The organism is Streptomyces sp. NBC_00207 (assembly GCF_045160965.1).
Taxonomy (GTDB): Bacteria; Actinomycetota; Actinomycetes; order Streptomycetales; family Streptomycetaceae; genus Streptomyces.
On the sequence record NZ_CP130715.1, the window covers coordinates 5,417,094 to 5,440,067 of the forward strand.

Below are 22,974 nucleotides of genomic sequence, written 5' to 3' on the forward strand. Positions count from 1 at the left end.
GACCACAGCCTTTCCGGCGGCCGCCGCCCGGGACAAGGGCGTTGGGACCTGGCCGGGGGCAAGTGCGCTGCCCTCCCGGTCGCCCCCGCCGGACCGGGCAGGCACCGGGCCCGGCCCGGCCCGGCCGCCCCGCTCACACCTGCGTGACCTGGCCCAGGTACGGGCCGAACTCGCTCTCCAGGACCAGGCGGCCGAGCTTGCGGTACTCCTGTGCGACCGCCGTCACCACCTGGCTCATGGTCAGCGGTTCACCCGACGCGGCCGCGAAGTAGGCGGCCGTCACGGCGCAGGCCCGGATCGAGCCTCCGGCCAGTTCGAACCGGTCGGCGCAGAAGCGGAGATCGAGGTCGCCGGCCCGGGGCAGCCGCTCGCCCAGGCACCGCTCCCACAGGGCCAGGCGCTGGGTGGCGTCGGGTACCGGGAAGTCCGCGACCACGTCCAGGCGGCGGGTGAACGCCTCGTCGAGGTTGGCCCGCAGATTGGTGGTCAGGACGGCGATGCCGTCGAACGACTCCATCCGCTGGAGCAGGTACGCCGATTCCATGTTGGCGTGCTTGTCGTGGGCGTCCTTCACCTCCGAGCGCTTGCCGAAGATCGCGTCGGCCTCGTCGAAGAGCAGCACCGCGTTGACGGCCGATGCCTCGGTGAAGATCCGCTCCAGGTTCTTCTCGGTCTCGCCGACGTACTTGTCGACGACCGTGGACAGGTCCACCACGTACAGGTCCATGCCCAGGTCGGCCGCCACGACCTCGGCGGACATGGTCTTGCCGGTGCCGGAGGACCCGGCGAACAGCGCGATCACCCCGCGCCCGCGCCCGCCGCCGGGCCGCATGCCCCACTGGCCGAGCACCTGGTCGCGGTGGCGGGCGCGGACGGAGAGTTCACGCAGTCGGCGGTGGGTGGGGGCGGGCAGCACCAGGTCGTCCCAGCCCACGGCGGGCTCCACCCGGCGGGCGAGGCGGGCGAGCCCCGCGCCGTTCTGGGCCCGTACGGCGGTGCGCAGGTCGTCGGGGGAGAGCGGGCGGCCGTCGAGTGCGGCGGTGCGTACCGCGGTGTCGGCGGCGCGCCTCAGCTGCCCTGCGTCGAGGCGGTGCGCGGACACGGACCGGGCGAGCGCGTCGGCGTCGCCGCCCGCGCCGTGTTCCGCGTCGGCCCGCTCCAGCGCGTGCCGCCAGCGGGTGACGTGCCGGTCGGGGGTGGGGGCGGCCACCGTCAGCGTGACGGGGGTGTCGGCCGCCCAGGCGGGTTCCCAGCCGCTCGTTCCGTACGTGAACAGGGGGATGCCGCGCAGCACGGTGCACAGCGTGCGCAGGACGCGGGCCCGCTCGTCGGGCTGTTCGGGCAGTTCCTCCAGCGGCCCGATCAGCACTCCGGCGCCCGTCAGGCGGGCCTCGCGGGCGGTGGCGCGGGCGAGTGCGGGCAGGGCGCGGGCGTGGTGGGTCAGTGCGGCCGCGTCCAGGGCCAGGGGTCCCGGCCCGTACGCGTGCAGTGCGGCGGTGGCCAGGCCTTCGGGATCGCCGCCGCGGGTCCGCAGGTGGACGTGGCGGGTGCCGCTGCCGGCCGCGGCGACGGCCTGCCGCAGCTCGGCCGGGTCGACGGCCGGGTCGTCGGTGGCCCGGCGGAGCACTTCGGCCAGACGCGGGTCGGGCGAGGCGTCGCCGAGCAGATGGGCGGTGACCCGGTCAGGGACGGCCAGCACCCTGGACAGGGGCGGCCGTTCGGGTTCGGTGACCTCCAGCAGTCCGCCGGCGACGAGCGGTGCGGTGGGGGAGAGCCGGAAGCGTGCGGCCGCCGCGCCGGTGTGGCCGCACAGTTCGAGGGCGAGGCCGACGGTGGGCCGGCGGCGCGTCAGGTCGTCGTTGAGGTAGCCGTAGAGCCGTTCGAAGCGGGCGTCCAGGTCCGGCGCCATGGCCACCAGGAGCAGGTCCAGGTCGAGCGGCTCCAGGGCGAAGCGCGTGGCCAGGACGTCGAGCGGCGAGCCGGGTGGGGGAGCGGCCGGTGCGGGCGCGGGCAGGCCGGGGCCGTGCGGCGCGTCCAGGATGCGGGCGGCGGCCTCGGGGGTGAGGTACTGGCCCCGGTAGGGGTCGTCCGGGTCGGGATCGACGGCCCGCCGCAGCTCCACGGCCCGGCGTACCCGCTCCTCGACGAGCCGGAGTCGGGTCCACAGGTAGGGGGTGGTGTCGGCCGGGACCGCGGGCGCGGTCGCCGGCGGGACGGTGTGCGTCACGGCTGCCGTTCCCCCCGTCGGCGGCGGGCGGGGGCGTTCGGCCGTTCCCGGGAGCCGCCGAAGCCCTCCGGTCCGGGCTCGCTCAGCCCGGTGTAGCGCAGCCGGCGCGCGTTCTCGGCCCCGTCCGGTTCGGCCTGCGGTACGGAGTTCACGACGAGCCCCTCGGTGACCGGCGGGGCCGTGATCGTGCTGATGCCCGCCAGCGGCGCCTTCACGCGCAGCCCGAGGGACGGCTTCAGTTCGCCGCCCAGCGCCGACCACACGTCGGAGGCGGCCGGTGCGTCCATGCCGGTGCCGCCCGCGTCCACGTCCACGAGCAGGCCGAGTTCGGCGAGCGTGCCGGTGAGCAGCCGCGGGGGCAGGGTGTCGGTGTTCACGAGGCAGGAGAGCACCTGGGAGAGCAGCCGGTGCTCGTCCTGCGGCCTGCTGGCCCACGCGGTGACCAGGTACGTCAGCTCGAACCAGCGCGGCGGGGTGCGGCGCGCGACGACGAAGCCGTCCGCGTCGTACACCTCGCCCGCGCCGCTGCCGCGCCGGGTGTGGTCCTCGCGGATGTCGTACAGGAACACGCAGACGGTGGGCGCGCTGCGGCGGGCCGCCCATTCGCTGGTCGGGGCGTCGAAGACCACCTCGATGCCCGACGCCTCCAGGCCGGACTCCGCCAGCAGCCGGCGCAGCCCCTCGTCGACTTCGTGGATCACCGGCGGGTCACCTCGTCCGGCGGCTGCACCGAGCCGTTGACCACGAGGAAGTCGGTCTGCACCGGCGAGAAGCCGGGGCCGCTCGCGATGATGACGCGGGGGCCCGTCTGGTCCTTGGCGAGGATCAGCAGCTGGCCGATGAACGTGCCGTCGCGCTGCGGGAGGGTCGGCGCCGCCGCTGCGGTGATGCCCGGCTTCCACGTGAACCGCACCGGCACGCCGGGCGGGAAGTCCTCGCCGCGCACGGAGGTGACGAAGCCGGGCTTGCCGATCGGCGGCACGGCGACGATGCGCGGCTGGAGGATGCGCAGTTGCTGCCGGGCGGTGTTGTCGCGGGGGTCGGCGTCCGTGCCGGTCGTGGTCAGGGTGCCGGTCACCTCGCCGGTGAGCGCCTTGTCGGGGCTGAGGACGACCCGCAGGACGGTCCGGGCGCCCGGTGCCAGGTCGGGCAGTACGCACTCCCAGTTCTGGTCGCAGCCCGCCGGCGGCCCGGAGCGCGGCACGCCCTGCGGGAGGCCGATGCGCAGCCGCAGGCCGGTGGCGAGGGCGTTGCGGCCGTTGCGGACGGTGTACGTGACGACGACGCGGCCGCCGACGTAGCCGGGGTTCGGCTGCGCCGTGAGGCTCAGCCCGGGTCCGGCCGGGGGCGCGGGCGGCTCCGGCTGGGGTGTGGGCGTCGCGGGCGGGGTCGTCGGCGGGGCCGGTGTCGGCGTCGGCGGGGTGGGTGTGGGCTTCGGGGGTACGGGTGCCTCGCGCACCGGCACCACGGTCCGCCCGGAGTTGTCGCTGGGGCGGGGGTCGAGCACGGTGCCGGTGACCGACCAGTCCACCGGCTGGTCCCCGGGGGTGACGCCGGTGAGGGTGACGGTCACGGTGACGGTGGCGCCGGCGGGCACCACGCCCAGGGTGCAGGTCAGCGCGGCAGCGTCACAGGTGGCGCCGGGTGCGGTGAGCGCGGTGACGGTCACGCCGAGCGGGGGCGCGACGGTCAGCCGGGTACCGGGCGAGGCCGCCGGGCCGTGGTTGACGACGTCCACCCGGACCGTGCCGGAGCCGCCGACGGTGAGCGGTGCGGCCTTCTCGGGTGCCCGCACCGCGAGGTCCACCGACTGCTGCACGCCGGGTTCCTTCTGGCGGCCCGGCAGGCCGGTGATGAGCAGGTTGTGGTCGCCGGAGGCCACGTCCACCAGCTTCAGCTTCTCGGGGCTGTTGGGGGCCCGTGAGCCGCGGGCACTGAGCACCAGGCTCTTGCCGTCGGCGGTCCATGCGGCGTCGCGGGGCTGGAACGGTCCCTTGGCCGTGGGTTCGGGCAGCTCCCGGCCGCAGGCCCCCGGCACGTCGCGGGCGGCGTCGGGCAGCAGGACCCGGCAGGCACTTCCGGTCGCGGAGGCGAGCAGGATGCCGCTGCGCTCGTCGACGCGGCCGGCGCCGTTCTTGCGGTTGAAGGCGATGGTGGCGCCGTCCGGTGAGAACGCCGGGCTGTCGTCGATGACCTCGCAGGCACCGGGACAGATGGTGGCGCTCAGGTCGCGCTGCCGGTCCAGGTGGTCCACGGGCACGGTCCAGACGTGCTTGTTGCCGCCCTTGTCGTTGATCACGAGGTTGCGGGTGAAGGCCAGGGTCGTGCCGTCGGAGGACCAGGTGGGCTGGGCGTCGCCCAGCCGGGCCTGGCCGGCGGGCGGGGTGATCTCGCCGCGGATCGCGCCGGTGGCCGCGTCCGCGATCAGGATGCGCGCGACGCCCGCGTCACCGCCGACCCCGCCGGGCGAGGTCCGGGTGAAGGCCAGGAGCTTGCCGTCGGGGGAGAACGTCGGGTCGGTGTCCCAGTCCCTGGGGCCGCGGCCGGCGAGCGGCAGGGCCGATGGGTTGGTTCCGTCGGCGTCCGCCATCCAGATCCGCTGGATCCGGGCTTCGGGCTTGCCCTCGAAGCGGGTCAGCACGATCCTGCGCCCGTCGGGCGTGTAGTTCTGCCGCTCGGTCCACGGGTCGGAGCCGGGGGCGGGCTGGAACAGCGGGTCCTTGGCCGGGTCGGTGTTGGTGTCGGCCGCCGGGTCCTCCTTGAGGATTTCCAGGCCGAGGTCGCGGGGGTCGGAGCCGTCCATCCGGGCGTCCTGCAGGGTCACCGTGTGCGGTCCGGCCGCCGAGGTCCGCTCGACCACGACGCCGCCGCCGGTCAGCGGGCCGAGCCAGGTGGCCGAACCGACCTCGCGGTCCTCGCTGAGCACCAGCTGGGGCGTGTCCGCCGAGTGCGCGGGCACCCGGAAGACGTGGTCCCAGTCGCCCTTGCAGTCACAGGTGCGGTCCGGGCTGAGGAAGAGCAACCCGTTCCCGTCGGGCAGCCACGCTGCCCCGCGGGTACGCCAGTTGGCCTGGGCGCCGGCCAGCAGCGGGCCGTCGCCGCGCCCGTCGGTCCAGCGCAGGCGGGGCCCGGTCGAGTCGGCGGTGGTCGGGGTGGCCGTGTAGGCGATCAGGTCCCGGTTCGCCTTGTCGTCCACCGGGTTCCACACCGGCTCGGTGGCCGTGCCGTTGGCCGGGTCGGTGACGCGGGTGGCGGCGCCGCCCCGCAGGGGACGTACGTAGACCTGCCGGCCGACGGCCTTGTCGCCGTCCGAGGAGTAGGCGAGGCGTCCGCCCTCCGGCGAGACCGTGGGGTGCTCCTCGTTCGCGGGGGAGTCGGTCAGCCGGGTGAGGCCGGTGCCGTCGGTGCGCACCAGCCACAGGTCGCGCTGGATGCCGCCGGCCGGGGCGGGCTGCGCCGAGTCGAAGACGACCGACCGGCCGTCCGGGGTCAGCCGGGGGTTCGCCACGTCCAGACCGCTGGTCAGGCGCCGCACCGAGCCGTCCGCGGAGCGCAGGTAGACCTGCGGGGTCCGCTCGTCGCGGCGGCCGGCGAAGACCAGCTGGTCGCCCAGTGCGGCCGGCTGGGTGTCCAGGTGGGCCGGACCCTCGCCGAACAGCGGGGTGCTGGACGTGTCGTTCGCCACCCGGCCGAGGCTGCGGTGGCGCGTGCCGGCGTACACGACCCGGCCGTCACCGGCGTCGGCCGCCAGGGGGCGCGCCTCGGCGTCGCCCGGGCCGGTGGCCGCCGTCACCGCGAGCAAGGGCACCAGCAGCAGCAGCGGCGCGCCGGCCCTCCCCCAGCGGCGTCGACGACTGCCGGAGCCACCCGTGCCCATCACGGTCCACCTCACAGTCCGGTACAGCATTCACGTATGACCCCGCCACCTTGCGGGCCCGGCGCGTGCGGCCGGCAGGGCCGTGGGGCCGCTCCCGGGGGAAGCACCCGGTGCGCTTTCGGGCAGTGGGGGTGCGGCCCTGCCGGCTTCCGCCGTGCGCGCCGGCTCCCGCCGTACGCTCAGATCAGTCCGTTGCGCAGGGCGTAGCCGACCGCATGCGTGCGGTTGCGCAGGTGCAGCCGCGTGATGATCTCGTGCAGCACGTTCTTGACGGTCCGTTCGGAGTACGAGGTCTTGCGTGCGATCTCCGAGGTGTCCAGGCCCTCCGACACCAGGCGCAGCATGTCGGCCTCGCGCGCGGTGAGGGTGGACAGGGACACGGCGTGCGGGTCGAGGGTCGAACGCTGCAGGCTGCCCACGTGGTCGAGGAGCTTCGCGAGCAGGTCGCCGGGCAGCACGCCCTCGCCGTTGGCTATCGCCAGGACCAGGCGCAGGAGCCGGTCCTGGTCGGCGTCGGTGCGCCGCAGCACCGCGGTGACCCCGCATTCGATGGCGCGTTGCAAGGCGTCCCCGGATTCGAACGTGCCCACCACGAGCCCGGTGCGCGTGCCGGAGTTGTGCCGCAGCCGGTACAGCAGGGCGGCCGTCTCGTCGTCCACGCTGTCCACGGCGACGAGCGACACCTGGGCGCCGTCGGCGTCGGCGGCGTCGACGAGTTCGATCTCGCGCCGCTGGCGCAACTGGTGGACGATTCCGACGTGCAGGACCGGGTCCGGTGCGTACACGGCCACCGTGACCCGTTGGCCGGCGCCGGACGAGGAGGCGGGTCCGTAGTTCTCAGTCTGGGTCATGTGTCGTACCTGTTCCATGATGCGTATGTGGGGCAACGGATGGAGAGGAATGGTCAACAAGGGCTTCGTTGCCCGTAGTTGATGAGTGTCTGTGGGGGCATCGGGGTTGCCCGGGGCGTTGCCCTCGCGTCCGTGGGAGCGGCCGGGACGGCGGCGTAGCGTCGAGGCGTGATATCCCCAGCAGCCTCTTCCAGCCCTGGCGCGCCCGGCCTCGACATCCCGCCGGTTTCGGTGACGCCGGGCGGTACCGCAACCACCAGCCTGACCGTCCGCAACGACAGCGACATCGTCGAGGCGTACCGCCTGGAGATCGTCGGCGACTGCGCTGCGTGGGCCACGGTGGAACCCGAGCGCGTCTCCCTCTACCCCGGCACCTCGGAAACGGTGACGATCCGTCTGGCGCCGCCCCGTTCGCCGCAGGTGCGGGCGGGGGAGGTGCCGCTCGCCGTGCGCGTGCTGCCCACCGAGCACCCGGAGGCCGTACGGGTCCCCGAGACCACGGTGCATGTCGGTGCATTTCGGGAACTTAGGGCTGAGAGCGCTCCCAAACGGCGCCGCGGCTGGCTGCGCGGACGATATCGACTGGCCGTGCGCAACGAGGGCAACTGCCCCGTACAGCTGGGCTTCACGCCCGCCCAGCCGGGAGAGGAGCTGAAGTTCGCCTTCACCCCCGCGGTGCTGAAGCTGGAGCCCGGGGAGTCCGCGGAGGTGGGGCTGCGGGTCCGCACCGGCCGGCCGGTGTGGTTCGGGACGCCGGTGACCTGGCCGTTCACCGTGGAAGTGGCCGAAGCCGCAGCTGCAGCCGCAGCAGGTGACGGTGCCGGAGACGGTGGCGCCGAGGACGGCCGGGAGCGGCCGGAGCCGGACCCCGTCCGGGTCACGCTGGACGCGGAGTTCGTCCAGATCCCGATCTTCCCGAAGTGGCTGCTCGCGGTACTGGCCGCACTGCTCGCGCTGCTGCTCGCCTGGTTCCTGCTGGTGCGTCCGGCCGTGCGCAGCACGGCCAAGGAGGCCGCCGACGAGGCGGTCCAGAAGAAGCCGACGCCCAGTGCGGACCTGAACGGGCAGACCCCGGTGACCGGCGACGGCAAGCAGCCGGGCGGTGCGGGCAAGGGCACCCAGCCCGGCGCGGGCGGAGCAGGCACGGGAACCGGTACGGGTACGGGCGCCGGAGGCGGAGGCGGCGGTACGGGATCCGGAGGGCAGCAGAGCTCGGCCACCATCGACCTGCAGACCGGCGGCGGGCAGGCCAAGACCGGCACCTACACGGTGCCCGCGGGCAAGGTCTTCGGGATCACGGACATCGTGGTCGCGAACTTCCAGGGCGACGAGGGGGTGGTCACCATCGACTTCGGCGACCGAAAGATCACCACGATCGCGCTGGAGACGTTCCGCAACCAGGACTACCACTGGGTCACCCCCATCAGCATCACCGAGAGCCAGACTGTGACCGTCCAGGTGACCTGCGCGAAGCCGGGCACCCCGGCCACCGGCCGTCAGGCGCAGGAATGTCACGAGGTGCTCAATGTGAGCGGAGTGCTGAGCGACCTCCGGTAACCCGAGCGGCACGGACATCGTCGGTCAGGTTGCACGCCGGGGCAAAGGGGGCCTTTGCCCCGGCGTCCGGAAATCGGTACTCCTGAGTAGCGAACGGACGTTCTGCTCGCTGCCGCGCGCTTTCATTTCTGCAGTGCCCGGAAGGGTTAACCCCGGTACGCAGGAAGTCAGTTGACGAAACGCCAAAGATGGCCTGTTTTCGACTCTCTCTTTTGGTCCAGTCAGTGCGTGGGGGGGAATCCCACCTCAGGGGTGTCGGGCCGCAGCGGCTGATCGCCTGGCATATTGCGCAGCAATCTGCGCCGGATGCCACCGTGCACGACACAGCGCGAAGGCCGACCCAAAAGCCCTTGGCCGTGACAATCTGCTCGCCAGCGCAAGGGTTTGGAGCGGAGGAGAGCACGTCTCGTGGGTGTCACTGTCAATCCCACCGTCAGCCGGCGCCGGCTGGGTTCGGAGCTACGCCGGCTCCGGGAGATCAGCGGTATGACGACGCAGCAGGTGGCGGCACGCCTGCTGATTTCCCAGCCGAAGATCAGCCTGCTGGAGAACGGCCGCCGCCTCATCAAGCCGCGCGACGTGCGGGATCTCTGCGGGCTCTACGGAGTCCGGGATCAGCGGCGCGTCGACCATCTGATGCAACTGGCCCGGGAATCGGGACGGCAGGGCTGGTGGAACGCCTACGACGACATCCCGTACGGCGACTACATCGGCCTGGAGGCCGAGGCCGCCACGATCCGCATCTACGAGCCCTTGGTGATTCCCGGCCTGCTGCAGACCCCCGCCTACGCCCGGGCGGTCATCGCAGGAACGATCCCCCATGCCACTGCCGAACAGGCCGCCACACGCCTCCAGGTACGGATGCGGCGCCAGGACCGGCTGCGCGCGCCGGGCAACCCGCTGCGCTTATGGGTCGTGCTGGACGAATCGGCGCTGCGGCGCGTGGTGGGCGGCCGCGAGGTCATGCGCGAGCAGTTGGACCATGTGACCCGCCTCAGCGCCCAGCCGCACATCACCGTTCAGGTTCTCCCCCACGGTGTGGGTGCGCACCCGGGTGTCTCGGGACAGTTCTCGCTGATCGAGTTCGCCGATGCCGCCGATGCGACCGTGGTGTATCTGGAGAGGTTCTCCAGCGACCTTTATCTGGAGAAACGATTTGACGTGCGTCGCTTCAGCGACATGTACGCGCACCTGCAAGCTCAGGCACTGAGTCCGGACCGTACCCGGAACTTCCTTGGGGAAGCCGTCAAGGCGCACGCGGGCACGGACCCCACTGAGCCCCTGGACGGAGTGTCCAGGGGCTCAGCCGCCGAACGGCGGACCGGATGGAAGACGGTCACGCCTGCGACGGGCTAGTCCTGTCGGGTTGTTGCACCTCGCCGGGTCCGCTTCATGGCGAAGAAGGCCGAGCCTCCGATGAAGGCGAGCGCGGCTGCGCCGGCGGTCATGATGCCGGCCTCGCTGCCTGAGCCGGTCGCGGCGAGGTCTGCCGAGGCCGCCTTCGGCTGCCGGTCGGTGGCGGCGCTCACGTGGGCGAAGTTGACGCTCTTGGCGGTGTGGTCGGGGCGGAACTGGCCCAGCGCGTCGTCGAGGCCGCCGGGCAGGAAGTCAGCCCACGGGGGCTTGCCCTGGTCGGGGCCGTCGTGACCGTGGCCGGGCGGCTTCCCGTGGTCGTCGTCGTGACCGTGGCCGGGCTTGCCGTGGTCGTCATCGTCGTCGTGACCGTGGCCGCCCTCGTGGCCCTCGTCGTCCTCGTCGTCGTGACCGTGGTCGTGATCGCCCGAGTCACCCTTTTCGCCCTTGTCGCCGCGAGGCCCCTTGGGTCCGGCGGGTCCTGCCGGTCCAGCGGGTCCGGCAGGTCCAGCGGGTCCGGCAGGTCCGGCGGGCCCTGCGGGTCCGGGGGAACCGCTGGGTCCGGCGGGGCCGGGAGCCCCGTCGGGGCCGGGGGCACCGGGTGCGCCGGGGCTGCCGGACGGGCCGGGAGCACCCGTCGGGCCGGGTGCGCCGGGGCTGCCGGAGGGGCCGGGGGCACCCGTCGGGCCGGGTGCGCCGGGGCTGCCGGAGGGGCCGGGGGCACCCGTCGGGCCGGGGGCGCCGGGGCTGCCGGAGGGGCCGGGGGCACCCGTCGGGCCGGGGGCGCCGGGGCTGCCGGAGGGGCCGGGAGCACCCGTCGGGCCGGGGGCGCCGGTCGGGCCGGGAGAGCCGGTGGGGCCGGGCTCACCCGTCGGGCCGGGGGAGCCGGTGGGGCCGGGCGATCCCGTCGGACCGGGAGACCCGGTCGGTCCGGGAGGTCCGGGCGGGCCGGCGGCGCAGGTCGGCCTCGTAATGGTGTTGTTGTCCATCGTGACCGCGGCATTACGCGCCAGGGCGCGGCCTTCGATCACGGCGCTGTTGTTCACCGTGATGGAGTCCATGGCCAGGATGGTGCCCTTGAACTGGGTGGTCGTGCCGAGGGTGGCGGAGGTGCCCACCTGCCAGAACACGTTGCAGGCGTTTGCTCCGTTGATGAAGGCCACGACACTCGACGAAGCCGTGGTCAGGGTCGAGGGGATCCGGAAGATGAAGACGGAGTTGGGGTCGTTCTGGCCGTCGAGGGTGACCGTCCCGGTGAGTTGCAGGGACGGCGGGGACGCCGGGGCCGTGTAGACGCCGGGCCCCAGCGTCAGTCCGCCGATCTCGTCCGAAGCGAGAATGGTCCCGGGCCCCCGGCCTGCCGCGTCGTCGTAGGCGACGACGAGGTCGGACTTCGCCTGAGCGGCGGCGGCGTTGGGGGCTACGCGCGTCACTCCGTTGACGGTGCCGGGCGGGAAGCCGGTCACCGATGTGCCCGGATAGAGCCCCAGGTCGCCGTTGATGACGGTGGGGTTCGTGTTGGTGACCGTCGAACCGGCCAGGACCCCGTAACTGGCGGTGGTCCCCAGCAACACGGGGGCTTCTGCGGCGTGCGCGAGGCTCACGGGCAGGGTGGCCGACGCCGCCAGCAGCGCTGCGGGGAGCACGGCGAGGGCTGACCGTTTCAGCATGCTGCGTTGAGGTCTTCTCTCGGGTGGAGCCGACCGGATGACATCCAATGCCATAGCAGGACCTTTCTTGTTGCTTCGGGTCCCGGACCTCCCGAAGGGGGATCCCGAGCTCCCGCGACGATGACGGCTCAGGGCCGCAAGTCCCCCTGCCTGCGCCGGTGTGCAGGCTCCCCGTGAGCGGGGACCGAGAACGACTCCCTGCCCGAGGTAGTGATACGCCGTCACGCGGGAGTAGTCACGCATATTTCACAGCAATAGGCTGCAAATCGGAAAAAATGGTCTATGTGGGTGATGCAAGGTCAGAACCGCCGAACAGGCGGGGGCGCCCCACCGGCCTGCCGGCTCAGGCGGGCTCAGGCCGGCTCAGGCGGGTTCGGTGCGGTGGGTGGGTGACTTCGCGGCGTGATCCGGCAAGGGCGCAAGTCCGCGCAAGGCCGGGCAGCCCCCCGCGGAGGGCCGCCCCTTGTCGGCGAAAGGCGAAGTCAGGGCCAGACCAGGCAGTACGGCTGGTGGCCCGCCTCGTGGAGGCGGTGGGAGAAGTCCTGCCACTCGTGGAGCAGCTGGTAGACGTTGAAGGCGTCGCTCGGGCCGCCGCGGTCCGGGACCGTGGACCAGATGAAGGCCGCCGCGCCCACCGACTCCTCGCCGATGCCGCGCAGCGGGTCGACCACCGTCATGGGGAGCTTGACCACCGCGTAGTCGGGGTGGAGGACGACCAGCTCCAGCGGCGGGACCTTGTGGAGGGGTATGCCCTCGATGCCGGTCAGGACCATCGCGGCCACCGTCTCCGGCTTGATCTTGGTGAAGAGGCCGCCCATGCCGAGCTCGTCGCCGCCGAGCTCCTCGGGCCGCATGGTGACCGGGACGCGGGCCGCCGTGGCGCCGTCGGGCGCGCCGAAGTATTTGTACGTCACACCCATGCCACGGCCCTTGGGCAGGTCCTCCGCGGGCGTCGTGGGTCCCGGGACGGAGTCGGCCGCCTCCGTGGCGCGACGGCGGTGCTTGCCCCGTCGGCGGGCCTCGCGGGCTTCGCGGGCGCGCTGGGGATCGAGGCCGTCCGTACCCTCGCCCGGTCCACCACCGCGTTGCATATCTCCACCCGACTGGTCTTGCTTGCCCCGGCCCCGCGGCCCCCGCCACGCAGCCTGATCATCATGGCAGTGACCTCCCCCGCGGCGACGCGGTGAAACGCCCGTCCGCAAGTCTGTCGCGGCCTCTGAGACCATGGCTGGTGTGAGCTACCCGTACCCGTATGAAGCCCCAGTTTCGCAGACGCTCTTCGAGCGCGCCTCCCTCGTGACCCCCGGCGGCGTGAACTCTCCCGTGCGCGCCTTCCGCGCCGTGGGCGGTACGCCCCGGTTCATGGTGTCCGGCACCGGTCCGTACCTCACCGATGCCGACGGTCGGGAGTATGTCGACCTCGTGTGCTCGTGGGGACCGATGATCCTCGGCCATTCCCACCCCGAGGTGATCGCGGCCGTCCAGGCGGCCGTGGCCCGCGGTACCTCCTTCGGTACGCCCGGTGAGGGCGAGGTGGCGCTCGCCGAGGAGATCGTGGCGCGCATCGAGCCCGTCGAGCAGGTGCGGCTCGTCTCCTCGGGGACGGAGGCCACGATGTCGGCGATCCGCCTGGCGCGCGGTTTCACCGGCCGCGCCAAGATCGTGAAGTTCGCCGGCTGCTACCACGGTCATGTGGACGCGCTGCTGGCCGCGGCCGGTTCCGGGCTCGCGACCTTCGCCCTGCCGGACACCCCCGGTGTGACGGGCGCGCAGGCCGGCGACACGATCGTCCTCCCCTACAACGACCTGGAAGCGGTCCGGGCGGCCTTCGCCGCGCACCCCGGTGAGATCGCCTGCGTGATCACCGAGGCCGCGCCCGGCAACATGGGCGTCGTGACCCCGGCCGAGGGCTTCAACCAGGGGCTCGCCGACCTCTGCCGCGAGAACGGCGCCCTCTACATCTCCGACGAGGTGATGACGGGCTTCCGTACCTCCCGCGCCGGCTGGTACGGCGTCGACGGGGTCAAGCCCGACCTCATGACCTTCGGCAAGGTCATGGGCGGCGGCTTCCCGGCGGCGGCCTTCGGCGGCCGCGCCGACGTCATGGGCCACCTCGCGCCCGCCGGCCCGGTCTACCAGGCCGGCACCCTCTCCGGTAACCCGATCGCCACCGCCGCCGGCCTCGCGCAGCTGCGCCTGCTGGACGCGGCCGCGTACGAGAAGGTCGACGCGGTGTCGAAGGAGATCCAGGGCCTGGTCAGCGGCGCGCTGGCCAAGGAGGGTGTGGCGCACCGGCTGCAGACCGCGTCGAACATGTTCTCCGTCTTCTTCACCGAGGACGAGGTGCGCAACTACGACGACGCCAAGAAGCAGGAGAGCTTCCGCTTCAACGGCTTCTTCCACTCGATGCTGGCGCAGGGCGTCTACCTGCCGCCGTCCGCCTTCGAGTCCTGGTTCGTTTCCACCGCCCACGACGAGCGGGCGATCGAGCGCATCGCGGCGGCGCTGCCCGCCGCCGCCCGAGCCGCAGCGGAGGCCACCGCATGAGCAGCAGCGAGATCACCGTCGTGCACCTGGTGCGCCACGGCGAGGTGCACAACCCGGACGGGGTCCTGTACGGGCGCCGCGAGGGCTACCACCTCTCCGAGCTGGGCCGGCAGATGGCGGACCGGGTCGCCGAGCACCTCAAGGGCCGGGACATCTCCTACGTGGTGTCCTCCCCGCTGGAGCGGGCGCAGGAGACGGCGGAGCCGATCGCCAAGGTCCACGGCCTGGCCCTGGCGACCGACGCCCGGCTGCTGGAGGCGGAGAACGTCTTCGAGGGCAAGACCTTCGGCGTCGGGGACGGCGCGCTGCGCAAGCCCGGCAACTGGAAGCACCTGACGAACCCGTTCAAGCCCTCCTGGGGCGAGCCGTACGTCGAGCAGGTGGTCCGGATGATGAGCGCGCTGGAGGCCGCGCGCGACGCGGCCCGCGGCCACGAGGCCGTGGCGGTCAGCCACCAGCTGCCGATCTGGATCGTGCGCAGCTTCGCGGAGAAGCGCCGGCTGTGGCACGACCCGCGCCGCCGCCAGTGCACCCTCGCCTCGCTGACGTCCTTCACGTTCCAGGGCGACAAGCTGGTGTCGGTGGGCTACAGCGAGCCGGCCCGGGACCTGGTCCCGGCGCACCTGCTGGCCGGGGCGAAGCCGGTGAAGGGTGCGTCCAAGGCGTTCGGCGCCTGACGGATCGTTACGCCATCCGGGCTTCTTGATCGACACTCTGTTACGAAGCGTTACAGCTTTACCTAAATAAATACAAGTTGCGCCGGGAATCACCCTTCCAGTGCCGCAAGTAGCTCCGAATTGTCCGTTTATATGGGATTCGGCGAGGGCTTGCGAGGGACGACGGGGAGGGTGGCGTGCGCGACTTCAGTCGAAGGGGAGTGCTCGGACTCGGACTTGGGGCTGCCGCCGCGGTGGGGATCGCGGGCTGCGGCTCACCCGACAAGGCCGAGCCCGGCACCCCCGGACCGATCAAGAACCCCAAGCCCGGCGGGAAGCCGGCGGCCAAGGCCATCGGTGACGGCTCCACCGCCGACACCGGCCCGCAGCCGAACCAGCCGGACAAGCCCGTGCCCCTGCAGCCGGGCGAGACCCCGCCGCAGTTCGTCGTCTTCAGCTGGGACGGCGCGGGGGAGATCGGGAACGGCCTCTTCCCGCGCTTCCTCAAGCTCGCCAGGGACCACGGCGCGGCCATGACCTTCTTCCTCTCCGGCATCTACCTGCTGCCCGAGTCGAAGCGGAGCCTCTACCAGCCGCCGAACAACCCGGTCGGCGCCTCGGACATCGGCTACCTCAAGGACGAGAACGTCCGCTCCACCCTCAAGTACGTACGCGAGGCCTGGCTCGACGGGCACGAGATAGGCACGCACTTCAACGGCCACTTCTGCGGCGGGTCCGGCTCCGTCGGCCGGTGGACCCCGGACGACTGGCAGAGCGAGATCGACCAGGCTGTGTCGTTCGTCACCAACTGGCGCACCCACACCGGTTTCACCGACCTCGACCCCCTGCCCTTCGACTACCGCAAGGAGCTGACGGGCGCCCGCACCCCCTGCCTCCTCGGCCGGGACAACCTGCTGCCGACCGCCCAGAGGCTGGGCTGGCGCTACGACTCCAGCTCGCCCGGCGGCCTCCAGGTCTGGCCGGTGCGCCGGTCCGGCATCTGGGACCTGCCGCTGCAGTCCCTGCCCTTCCCGGGGCACTCCTTCGAGGTGCTGTCGATGGACTACAACATCCTCGCCAACCAGTCGAAGAACACCACGCGGGGCGTGCCCGCCAACTACCCGGCCTGGCGCAGCCAGGCCACGGCCACCTACCTCGGCGGCTTCCGGCGGGCCTACGAGACCAACCGGGCCCCGCTCTTCATCGGCAACCACTTCGAGGAGTGGAACGGCGGCATCTACATGGACGCCGTCGAGGAAGCCCTCAAGGGCATGGCGGACAAAAGGGATGTACGGCTCGTATCCTTCCGGCAGTTCGCCGACTGGCTGGACGTCCAGGACCCCAAGGTGCTCGCCAGGCTCCGCGGTCTCGGCCCGGGCCAGTCCCCGGCCGGCGGGTGGAACGCGTACCTGGCCGCGGCCTGACGGCGGCCGGTCCGCGGCCGGTCCGCGCCCGATCAGAGGCCGGTCCGCGCCCGATCGGCGGCCGGTTTGCGCCCGACCATCGCCTGACCAGGGCATTGACATCCCCGCGGGGGGCGCGGTGGATCCGCGAATTGCTCATGCGAAACTTTTCACATGAGCCTTAGCCGCGCTGCTGTCCGTCGAAGTAGCCGCCGCTCGACCAGCGGCCGCGCCACCGTCCTCACCGCGCTGACCGCGGTGACCGTCGCGGGCGTCATGACCCTGACATCCTGCAGCGGCTCGGACGGCGGCAAGACGACCTCCACCGGCGGCAACTACGTCACGGGCGCGACCGGCATCACCACCGCCGCCAAGGGGGAGCGCGCCGAGGCCCCCAAGCTCGACGGCGAGACCGTCGACGGCAAGGACCTCGACACCACCACCCTCAAGGGCAAGGTCGTCGTCCTCAACGTCTGGGGCTCCTGGTGCCCGCCGTGCCGCGCCGAGGCCCCCACCTTCGCGAAGGTCTCCAAGGAGCTGGCCGACGCCGGCAAGGACGTCGCCTTCGTCGGCATCAACACCCGCGACACCAGCACGCAGAACGCGGTCTCCTTCGAGGAGACCTTCGGGATCACCTACCCGAGCCTCTACGACCCCGCCGGGAAGCTGATGCTGCGCTTCCCCAAGGGCACGCTCAACCCGAACGCGATCCCCTCCACGATCATCCTCGACAGGGAGGGCAAGATCGCCGCCCGCACCCTGGCCCCGCTCGGCGAGGAGCAACTGCGCTCGATGATCGACCCGATCCTCGCGGAGCAGTGACCTCGTGGTCGACTACGTGCTCGCCGCCGAGGCGACCGGCGTGAACACCACCGTGCTGAACGGGGCGCTGCTGCTGGCCCTGCCCATCTCGGTCCTCGCCGGCCTCGTCTCCTTCTTCTCGCCCTGCGTGCTCCCGCTGGTCCCCGGCTACCTCTCCTACGTGACCGGCGTCAGCGGAGCCGACCTCGCCGAGGCGCGACGCGGGCGGATGCTGGCGGGCGCGGCCCTGTTCATCGCAGGCTTCACCGCGGTCTTCGTCTCCACCGGCGCGCTCTTCGGCTACTTCGGGGAGACCCTCAAGGAGAACACCGAGATCATCTCCCGGGTCCTGGGCGGCCTGGTGATCATTCTCGGCCTCTTCTTCATGGGCGCGATACCGGGTCTGACGATGCGGGAGTTCCGCTTCCACAAGAAGCCGACGGCGGGCCTGCTCGGCGCCCCGCTGCTCGGTGTGCTCTTCGGCGTCGGCTGGACCCCCTGCATGGGCCCGACCCTCGCGGCCGTCACCACGCTCTCCCTCGACCAGGCGAGCGCCGGCCGGGGCGCGCTGCTGACCGTGGCCTACTGCCTCGGACTCGGCCTGCCGTTCATCCTCACCGCGATCGCGTTCCGCAAGGCGCTCGGCGCATTCGGCTGGGTGAAGAAGCACTATGCGTGGGTGATGCGCATCGGCGGAGGCATGCTGATCCTGACCGGTCTGCTGCTCGTCACAGGAATGTGGGCCAGCATCGTCAGCGACATGCAGAGCTGGACCCAAAGCTTCACGGTGGGGATCTGAGGACAACACGGACATGAGTACGACTGACAAGGCATCCACCGAGGCGTCGCCCGAGTCCGCGGCGGCGGACGCCACCGAGTCCGCCGCGGCGGACCCCGCGGAGGCCGTGGCCGGAGCCCAGCTCTCCACCGCCCCCCTGGAGGACAGCCCCGCCGGGCCGGCCGTCGGCATCGGCGTCATCGGCTGGGCCCGCTGGTTCTGGCGGCAGCTCACCTCCATGCGGGTGGCGCTGATCCTGCTCTTCCTGCTGTCCCTGGGCGCCATCCCCGGCTCCCTCATCCCGCAGAGCAACGTCGACGAGTCGAAGGTCATCGACTGGAAGCGGGCCCACGGGTCCTGGGTGACCGTCGCCGAGAAGCTCCAGCTCTTCGACGTCTACAGCTCGGTGTGGTTCTCCGCGATCTACCTGCTGCTGTTCATCTCGCTGGTCGGCTGCATCCTGCCGCGCTCCTGGCAGTTCGTCGGCCAGCTCCGCGGCCGTCCGCCGGGCGCCCCCAAGCGGCTCGACCGGCTCCCCGCCCACACCACCTGGCGCACCGGGAAGACCCCGGACGAGGTCCTCTCGTACGCCACGGCGGTGCTCCGCGGGCGCCGCTTCCGCACCGAGGCCGGCCAGGGCCACGTCGCGGCGGAGAAGGGCTACCTCCGCGAGGCCGGCAACCTGATCTTCCACGTCGCGCTGATCGTGATGCTGGTGGCCTTCGCCTGGGGCCAGTACTTCAAGTCCGAGGGCGGCAAGCTGGTCCTGCGCGGCACCGGCTTCTCGAACACGCTCACCCAGTACGACGACTTCAAGGCCGGCACCCTCTTCCACCCCGACGACCTGCCGCCGTTCAGCTTCACGCTGGACCGGTTCGACGCGACGTACGAGCTGACCGGCCCGCAGAAGGGCACCCCGCGCGACTTCAAGGCGTACGTCACCTTCAGCGAAGGCGCCGCCGGCAAGCCGCAGAAGCGCGAGATCCAGGTCAACAAGCCCCTCCAGGTCGACGGCTCCAAGGTCTACCTGCTGGGCCACGGCTACGCGCCGATCATCTCGGTGACCGACCCCACCGGCAAGGTGATCTTCAAGGACGCCGTGCCGATGCTCCCGCAGGACTCCAACCTCACCTCCACCGGAGCGATCAAGGTCACCGACGGCTACAAGGACAAGAACGGCAAGCAGGAGCAGCTCGGCTTCAACGCCGTCTTCGTGCCGACCTACGCCGGCGAGGGCCAGGGCACGATGTTCTCCCAGTTCCCGGCCGTGCTCCAGCCGCGGCTCATGCTCAACGCCTGGCACGGCAGCCTCGGCGTGGACTCGGGGCTGCCGCAGAACGTGTACGTGCTCAAGACGGACAAGATGCAGTCCTTCAAGGACGAGTCCGGCGGGGCGTCCAAGCAGAAGCTCTCGCTCGGCGACACGATGACCCTGCCGGACGGCGCGGGCACCGTGAAGTTCGAGGGCATCGAGCGCTGGGCCACGTTCTCCGTCACCCACCAGCCCGGCAGCGGCCTCGCCCTCGCCGGCGCGATCGCCGCCATCGCGGGCCTGGCCGGATCCCTGTTCATCCAGCGCCGCCGGATCTGGGTCCGTGCGGTGGCCGGCCCGGACGGCGTGACCGTCGTCGAAATGGCGGGTCTGGGCCGCAGCGAGTCCGCCAGGCTCCCGCAGGAGCTGGCGGCCCTCGCCGCCGCGCTGCACCAGCAGGCGCCGACCGCGCCCGCCGCACTTGCCGAACCACGTGTCGAAGAAACCCCTGAAGGAGAGCGCGGATGACGCCGCTCGCAGCCGCAGCCAATGAGAATCTGGCTCAGATCAGCAACTACCTGATCTATTCGTCGATGGCGGTCTTCACGCTCGCCTTCTTCGCGCACATCGCCGAGTGGACCTTCGGCAGCCGCAGCAAGGTGGCCCGTACGGCCGCCGCGCTGACCGGCGCCGAGGGGGCCCAGGACGCGCCCGCCGTGCAGGTCCGCGCCAAGGGCGGCGGCACGGCCGTCCTCGACCAGCCGAAGGTCGTCACCCGTTCGGCCGCCGGCACCCGCGACGTGCCGGACGGCCCCGGCGCCGGCGGCGGCACCGTGCAGGGCGACCTCTACGGGCGGATCGCGATCTCGCTGACCGCGCTCGCCTTCCTCATCGAGGCGGGCGGCGTCCTCGCCCGCGCGATGTCGGTGCAGCGGGCCCCGTGGGGCAACATGTACGAGTTCTCGATCACCTTCTCCACGGTGGCCGTCGGCACGTACCTGGCACTGCTCGCCCTGAAGAAGAACGTCCGCTGGCTCGGCCTGATCCTGGTCACCAGCGTGCTGCTGGACCTCGGCATCGCCGTCAAGATCCTCTACACCGACAGTGACCAGCTCGTCCCGGCCCTGCACTCGTACTGGCTGTGGATCCACGTCTCCACCGCGATCTTCTGCGGCGCCGTCTTCTACATCGGCGCGGCCGGCGCGGTCCTCTACCTCTTCCGCGACGCCTACGAGGGCCGGCTCGCGAACGGCCGGACCGCGGGGAAGTTCTACGCGTCAGTCATGGAGCGGCTGCCCTCCGCGGCCTCGCTCGACAAGTTCTCGTACCGGATCAACGCGGCCGTCTTCCCGCTGTGGACCTTCACGATCATCGCGGGCGCGATCTGGGCGGGCGACGCCTGGGGCCGCTACTGGAACTGGGACCCCAAGGAGGTCTGGTCCTTCGTGACCTGGGTGGCGTACGCCTGCTACCTGCACGCCCGCGCCACCGCCGGCTGGAAGGGCCGCAAGGCCGCGTACCTCGCGCTCTTCGCCTTCGCCTGCTGGATCTGGAACTACTACGGCGTGAACATGTTCCTCAACGGCCTGCACTCCTACTCGGGCGTCTGACCGGCGGGAGTGGGACGCTGGTGGCATGTCTCTCGTGAGCCACGCCACCAGCGAGCGCCGCGGCGAAGACCGCTGGCTGCTCCGCTTCGAGCTGCACCTGCCGTACTCCTACGCGGCCCTCTGGCCCGCCCTGACCACGCCGGACGGGCTGCGCGGCTGGCTGGCCGCGGCGGACGTCCTGGAGCGCAGGCTCGGCGGGGCGGTCACGCTGCGCTGGCTGAACACCGGGACCGTGGCGACCGGGCGGGTCACCGCCTGGGACGTCGAACGGGTCGTGGAGTACACGATCACCGAGCACGGGCGGATCCGCTTCCACCTGGAGGCGGTCGGGACCGATTCGACGGTGATCCGGTTCGTGAACGAGCGCGGCGGGCCGGAGGACGAGCGCCTCGACTGCCTGGCCGGCTGGCACGAGCACTTCGAGCTGCTGGAATCCGCGCTGGCCGGCCGCCCGGCGAACTGGGCGGCCTGGACGGACGACCGCTGGTCGCAGCTGCGCGACGCCTACGCCTCCTTCACCAGGGCGTAACCGGCGCCCGCCGTCACCAGACCGGGCGCAGGGGCGGCAGCGCGCCGTCCCCGTGGAGCGCGCGCACGAGGTGCCCGAGCTCCTGGCGCAGGACCGTGAGGTCGGCGCCGCCGGCCAGTTCGGCCTCCAGCTCGTGCAGGATCCGGCCCGCGACGCCCAGGTGGGCGTCGGCCGCCGGGGTCAGCACCACCAGTTTGCGGCGGCCGCCCCCGGGGTGCGGCTCGCGCCGGACGTAGCCGCGTTTCTCCAGGTCGTCGACGATCTGTCCGGCGGCCTGCTTGGTCACCCCGAGCCGTTCGGCGAGCTCGGTGGCGGTGGCGCCGGGGCCCTTCAGCGCCTGGAAGGCCATGCCGTGCAGGGGGCGCAGGTCCGGGTATCCGGCCTCGGCGACGCGCCGGGTGAACTCGCCCAGCATCAGCTGGAAGCCCAGCCCGAGCAGGAAGGTCAGCTCGATGCCCTCGTTCTCGTCTCTCGTCACGCAAATATGGTGACACGGCCAAGTCAAGCTGCTTTACTCGAGCTGTCGAGTAAAGCAGCTTGACTCAGTTGCGACGAGAAGACGAGGATCGCCTTGCACGTCATCACCGTTTCGCCCGAGCACGTCACCGCCACCCCGAACGCCACCATGACCGGCCGCGCCGCCCCCAGCCGGGGCAGCTCCGAGCTCAGCACCTGGCACGTCGACATGGCCGCCGGCAGCACCGGACCCGAGCACTTCGTCAACCGCGAGCAGGTCTGGCTGCTCACCGCCGGCTCCCTGGAGGTCACCTGCGCCGGCCGCACCGAGAAGGTCGCCGCGGGCCAGACCCTGGTCCTTCCGCCCGATGTGCTGCGCCGGATCCACGCCTGCGAGAACTTCGAGGCGTACGTGGCCATGCGCGCCGACGGGGTGGTCACCGTCCCGGGCGCCGAGGGCACCCGCGTGCTGCCCTGGGCCCAGTGACCCGAAGGGGTCGGGAGCACGCGGTCGCCGCACCACCGGACGCCGGGGCGGCCGCGCATCGCGCGCCGCGCTGAAGGCCCTGTCCGTGAGCGGGGCCGGCGCCGGGCTCGCCGTCCTCGTCATCGGCGCCGTCTGGCTCTACCAGCGCGTGCGCGGCGAGAGCGACACGATCGAGGTGGCGCCGCGCCGTGACGGGCGGGTTCACGTCATCGACGCCCAGATCCTGGGGGACAACACGTTCCCGGGCCCCAAGCCCTACCTCGTGGTGGCCCCGGGGGTGCTGGCCTTCACCACCGACCCGACCGGGACCTACGGCCGTACTCCGCTGCCCTCCGGGCTGGTGCTGGAGCGGGTCCGCCCCGTCTTCGCCTCGGACCCCGGCGCCAGGGACCTGTACATCGGCCGCTCACCGCGCCCGTGCCTGGTGGCCCAGTGCCGGGACGGGGAACGCGAAGTGCTCATCGCCGTCCGGCGCAAGAACATGCGGTGGCTGGTCGGCGCCCTGCGGCAGGCGGACCAGGCGGACCAGCCGGACCAGGCGGCCGTGCCGGACGGGGCCTAGTCCTGGTCAGTCCTGGTCCTGGTCCCGGCCCTTGTCCTTCTTGTCTTTCCTGTCCTTGTTCTCCTGCTCGTCGCGCAGGGACTTCAGGAACTCCGGGTTGTCGTCGGGCGCGACCCACCGGGTCCCTCCCCGGGCCCCGCGACCGCCACCGCCGACGGCCGAGCGCTTCTTGCCCGCGAACAGCCACACCACCGGCCCCACGATGGAGAAGAGCAGGATGATGATCACCCACACCACCTTGGGAAGGTGCTTGACCTCTTCCTCGGGCGTGTTCAGGCAGTCGATGAAGGCATAGATGGTCAGCGCGAGGATCAGCAGGAACGGCAGATAGCGCAGCACGGTGTGGAACCGACTCCCC

20 protein-coding genes are annotated in these 22,974 nt (G+C 72.0%); 12 read left to right on the top strand and 8 right to left on the bottom strand.

Annotated elements, in window-relative coordinates; translation table 11 throughout:
- Positions 1 to 133: 133 nt before the first annotated feature.
- The 4 genes from OG472_RS25705 to OG472_RS25720 all read right to left on the bottom strand — a co-directional run bounded on the left by OG472_RS25705 (position 134) and on the right by OG472_RS25720 (position 6,955).
- Positions 134 to 2,227, bottom strand: a complete 2,094-nt coding sequence (locus OG472_RS25705; protein WP_405942101.1) for an AAA family ATPase — start codon at positions 2,225 to 2,227, stop codon at positions 134 to 136.
- On the bottom strand, positions 2,224 to 2,928 hold the full coding sequence (locus OG472_RS25710) for a DUF4255 domain-containing protein (protein ID WP_405942102.1): 705 nt from the start codon (positions 2,926 to 2,928) through the stop codon (positions 2,224 to 2,226). Before OG472_RS25710 ends, OG472_RS25705 begins: the two co-directional genes overlap by 4 nt.
- Positions 2,925 to 6,104, bottom strand: coding sequence for a hypothetical protein (locus OG472_RS25715; protein WP_405942103.1), 3,180 nt, complete (start codon positions 6,102 to 6,104; stop codon positions 2,925 to 2,927). Before OG472_RS25715 ends, OG472_RS25710 begins: the two co-directional genes overlap by 4 nt.
- Positions 6,105 to 6,283: 179 nt before the next feature.
- Positions 6,284 to 6,955, bottom strand: coding sequence for a response regulator transcription factor (locus tag OG472_RS25720; protein ID WP_405831447.1), 672 nt, complete (start codon positions 6,953 to 6,955; stop codon positions 6,284 to 6,286).
- Between the two features lie 168 nt (positions 6,956 to 7,123).
- On the opposite strand from OG472_RS25720, the gene OG472_RS25725 reads away from it, so the two are divergent.
- Both OG472_RS25725 and OG472_RS25730 read left to right on the top strand, forming a co-directional pair.
- A complete protein-coding gene (locus OG472_RS25725; protein ID WP_405831449.1) occupies positions 7,124 to 8,512 on the top strand; it encodes a hydrolytic protein in 1,389 nt (462 codons plus the stop codon).
- 408 nt (positions 8,513 to 8,920) lie between these two features.
- Positions 8,921 to 9,868, top strand: a complete 948-nt coding sequence (locus OG472_RS25730) for a helix-turn-helix domain-containing protein (RefSeq protein WP_405831450.1) — start codon at positions 8,921 to 8,923, stop codon at positions 9,866 to 9,868.
- Here OG472_RS25730 and OG472_RS25735 read toward each other — a convergent pair.
- Positions 9,865 to 11,535: an ice-binding family protein gene (locus OG472_RS25735; protein WP_405942104.1), complete on the bottom strand. Its 1,671-nt coding sequence runs from the start codon at positions 11,533 to 11,535 to the stop codon at positions 9,865 to 9,867. The two genes, OG472_RS25730 and OG472_RS25735, sit on opposite strands and share 4 nt — an antisense overlap.
- A gap of 482 nt (positions 11,536 to 12,017) precedes the next feature.
- Positions 12,018 to 12,626 carry a hypothetical protein gene (locus OG472_RS25740; RefSeq protein WP_405831452.1) on the bottom strand — a complete coding sequence of 203 codons (609 nt, stop codon included), beginning with the start codon at positions 12,624 to 12,626 and terminating at the stop codon, positions 12,018 to 12,020.
- Positions 12,627 to 12,759: 133 nt separating this feature from the next.
- Here OG472_RS25740 and hemL point away from each other — a divergent pair, with 133 nt between their 5' ends.
- The 8 genes from hemL to OG472_RS25780 all read left to right on the top strand — a co-directional run bounded on the left by hemL (position 12,760) and on the right by OG472_RS25780 (position 21,111).
- The gene (gene hemL, locus OG472_RS25745) at positions 12,760 to 14,082 is read left to right on the top strand and encodes a glutamate-1-semialdehyde 2,1-aminomutase (protein WP_405831453.1); all 1,323 of its coding nucleotides are present in this window, start codon (positions 12,760 to 12,762) and stop codon (positions 14,080 to 14,082) included.
- Positions 14,079 to 14,759: a histidine phosphatase family protein gene (locus OG472_RS25750; protein ID WP_383574796.1), complete on the top strand. Its 681-nt coding sequence runs from the start codon at positions 14,079 to 14,081 to the stop codon at positions 14,757 to 14,759. Before hemL ends, OG472_RS25750 begins: the two co-directional genes overlap by 4 nt.
- A 176-nt stretch (positions 14,760 to 14,935) precedes the next feature.
- Positions 14,936 to 16,162, top strand: a complete 1,227-nt coding sequence (locus OG472_RS25755) for a hypothetical protein (protein ID WP_405831454.1) — start codon at positions 14,936 to 14,938, stop codon at positions 16,160 to 16,162.
- 153 nt (positions 16,163 to 16,315) lie between these two features.
- Entirely contained in the window at positions 16,316 to 16,963 is a 648-nt protein-coding gene (locus OG472_RS25760; protein WP_401607686.1) for a TlpA family protein disulfide reductase, read from the top strand.
- A gap of 4 nt (positions 16,964 to 16,967) precedes the next feature.
- Positions 16,968 to 17,741, top strand: coding sequence for a cytochrome c biogenesis CcdA family protein (locus OG472_RS25765; RefSeq protein WP_401607683.1), 774 nt, complete (start codon positions 16,968 to 16,970; stop codon positions 17,739 to 17,741).
- Between the two features lie 13 nt (positions 17,742 to 17,754).
- Positions 17,755 to 19,500, top strand: a complete 1,746-nt coding sequence (locus OG472_RS25770; protein WP_405831456.1) for a cytochrome c biogenesis protein ResB — start codon at positions 17,755 to 17,757, stop codon at positions 19,498 to 19,500.
- Entirely contained in the window at positions 19,497 to 20,582 is a 1,086-nt protein-coding gene (gene ccsB, locus OG472_RS25775) for a c-type cytochrome biogenesis protein CcsB (RefSeq protein WP_401607677.1), read from the top strand. The genes OG472_RS25770 and ccsB overlap by 4 nt, the downstream gene beginning before the upstream one ends.
- 25 nt (positions 20,583 to 20,607) lie before the next feature.
- A complete protein-coding gene (locus tag OG472_RS25780; RefSeq protein ID WP_405831458.1) occupies positions 20,608 to 21,111 on the top strand; it encodes an SRPBCC domain-containing protein in 504 nt (167 codons plus the stop codon).
- 13 nt (positions 21,112 to 21,124) lie between these two features.
- On the opposite strand, the gene OG472_RS25785 is transcribed toward OG472_RS25780, so the two are convergent.
- Complete coding sequence (locus OG472_RS25785) at positions 21,125 to 21,589, bottom strand: MarR family winged helix-turn-helix transcriptional regulator (protein WP_405831460.1); 465 nt, start codon at positions 21,587 to 21,589, stop codon at positions 21,125 to 21,127.
- A gap of 93 nt (positions 21,590 to 21,682) precedes the next feature.
- On the opposite strand from OG472_RS25785, the gene OG472_RS25790 reads away from it, so the two are divergent.
- Entirely contained in the window at positions 21,683 to 22,054 is a 372-nt protein-coding gene (locus OG472_RS25790) for an AraC family ligand binding domain-containing protein (RefSeq protein WP_405831462.1), read from the top strand.
- Between the two features lie 85 nt (positions 22,055 to 22,139).
- Positions 22,140 to 22,616, top strand: a complete 477-nt coding sequence (locus OG472_RS25795; protein ID WP_405831463.1) for a hypothetical protein — start codon at positions 22,140 to 22,142, stop codon at positions 22,614 to 22,616.
- A 6-nt stretch (positions 22,617 to 22,622) separates the two neighbouring features.
- Here OG472_RS25795 and OG472_RS25800 read toward each other — a convergent pair whose 3' ends face one another.
- Complete coding sequence (locus tag OG472_RS25800; protein ID WP_405831465.1) at positions 22,623 to 22,955, bottom strand: PLD nuclease N-terminal domain-containing protein; 333 nt, start codon at positions 22,953 to 22,955, stop codon at positions 22,623 to 22,625.
- Positions 22,956 to 22,974: the final 19 nt, after the last annotated feature.

Coding starts and splice junctions, on each gene's coding strand:
- OG472_RS25715 (WP_405942103.1), bottom strand. CDS start 6,104: ATGGGCACGGGTGGCTCCGGCAGTCGTCGACGCCGCTGGGGGAGGGCC.
- OG472_RS25720 (WP_405831447.1), bottom strand. CDS start 6,955: ATGACCCAGACTGAGAACTACGGACCCGCCTCCTCGTCCGGCGCCGGC.
- OG472_RS25735 (WP_405942104.1), bottom strand. CDS start 11,535: ATGCTGAAACGGTCAGCCCTCGCCGTGCTCCCCGCAGCGCTGCTGGCG.
- OG472_RS25740 (WP_405831452.1), bottom strand. CDS start 12,626: ATGCAACGCGGTGGTGGACCGGGCGAGGGTACGGACGGCCTCGATCCC.
- hemL (WP_405831453.1), top strand. CDS start 12,760: ATGGCTGGTGTGAGCTACCCGTACCCGTATGAAGCCCCAGTTTCGCAG.
- OG472_RS25750 (WP_383574796.1), top strand. CDS start 14,079: ATGAGCAGCAGCGAGATCACCGTCGTGCACCTGGTGCGCCACGGCGAG.
- OG472_RS25760 (WP_401607686.1), top strand. CDS start 16,316: ATGAGCCTTAGCCGCGCTGCTGTCCGTCGAAGTAGCCGCCGCTCGACC.
- OG472_RS25770 (WP_405831456.1), top strand. CDS start 17,755: ATGAGTACGACTGACAAGGCATCCACCGAGGCGTCGCCCGAGTCCGCG.
- ccsB (WP_401607677.1), top strand. CDS start 19,497: ATGACGCCGCTCGCAGCCGCAGCCAATGAGAATCTGGCTCAGATCAGC.
- OG472_RS25780 (WP_405831458.1), top strand. CDS start 20,608: ATGTCTCTCGTGAGCCACGCCACCAGCGAGCGCCGCGGCGAAGACCGC.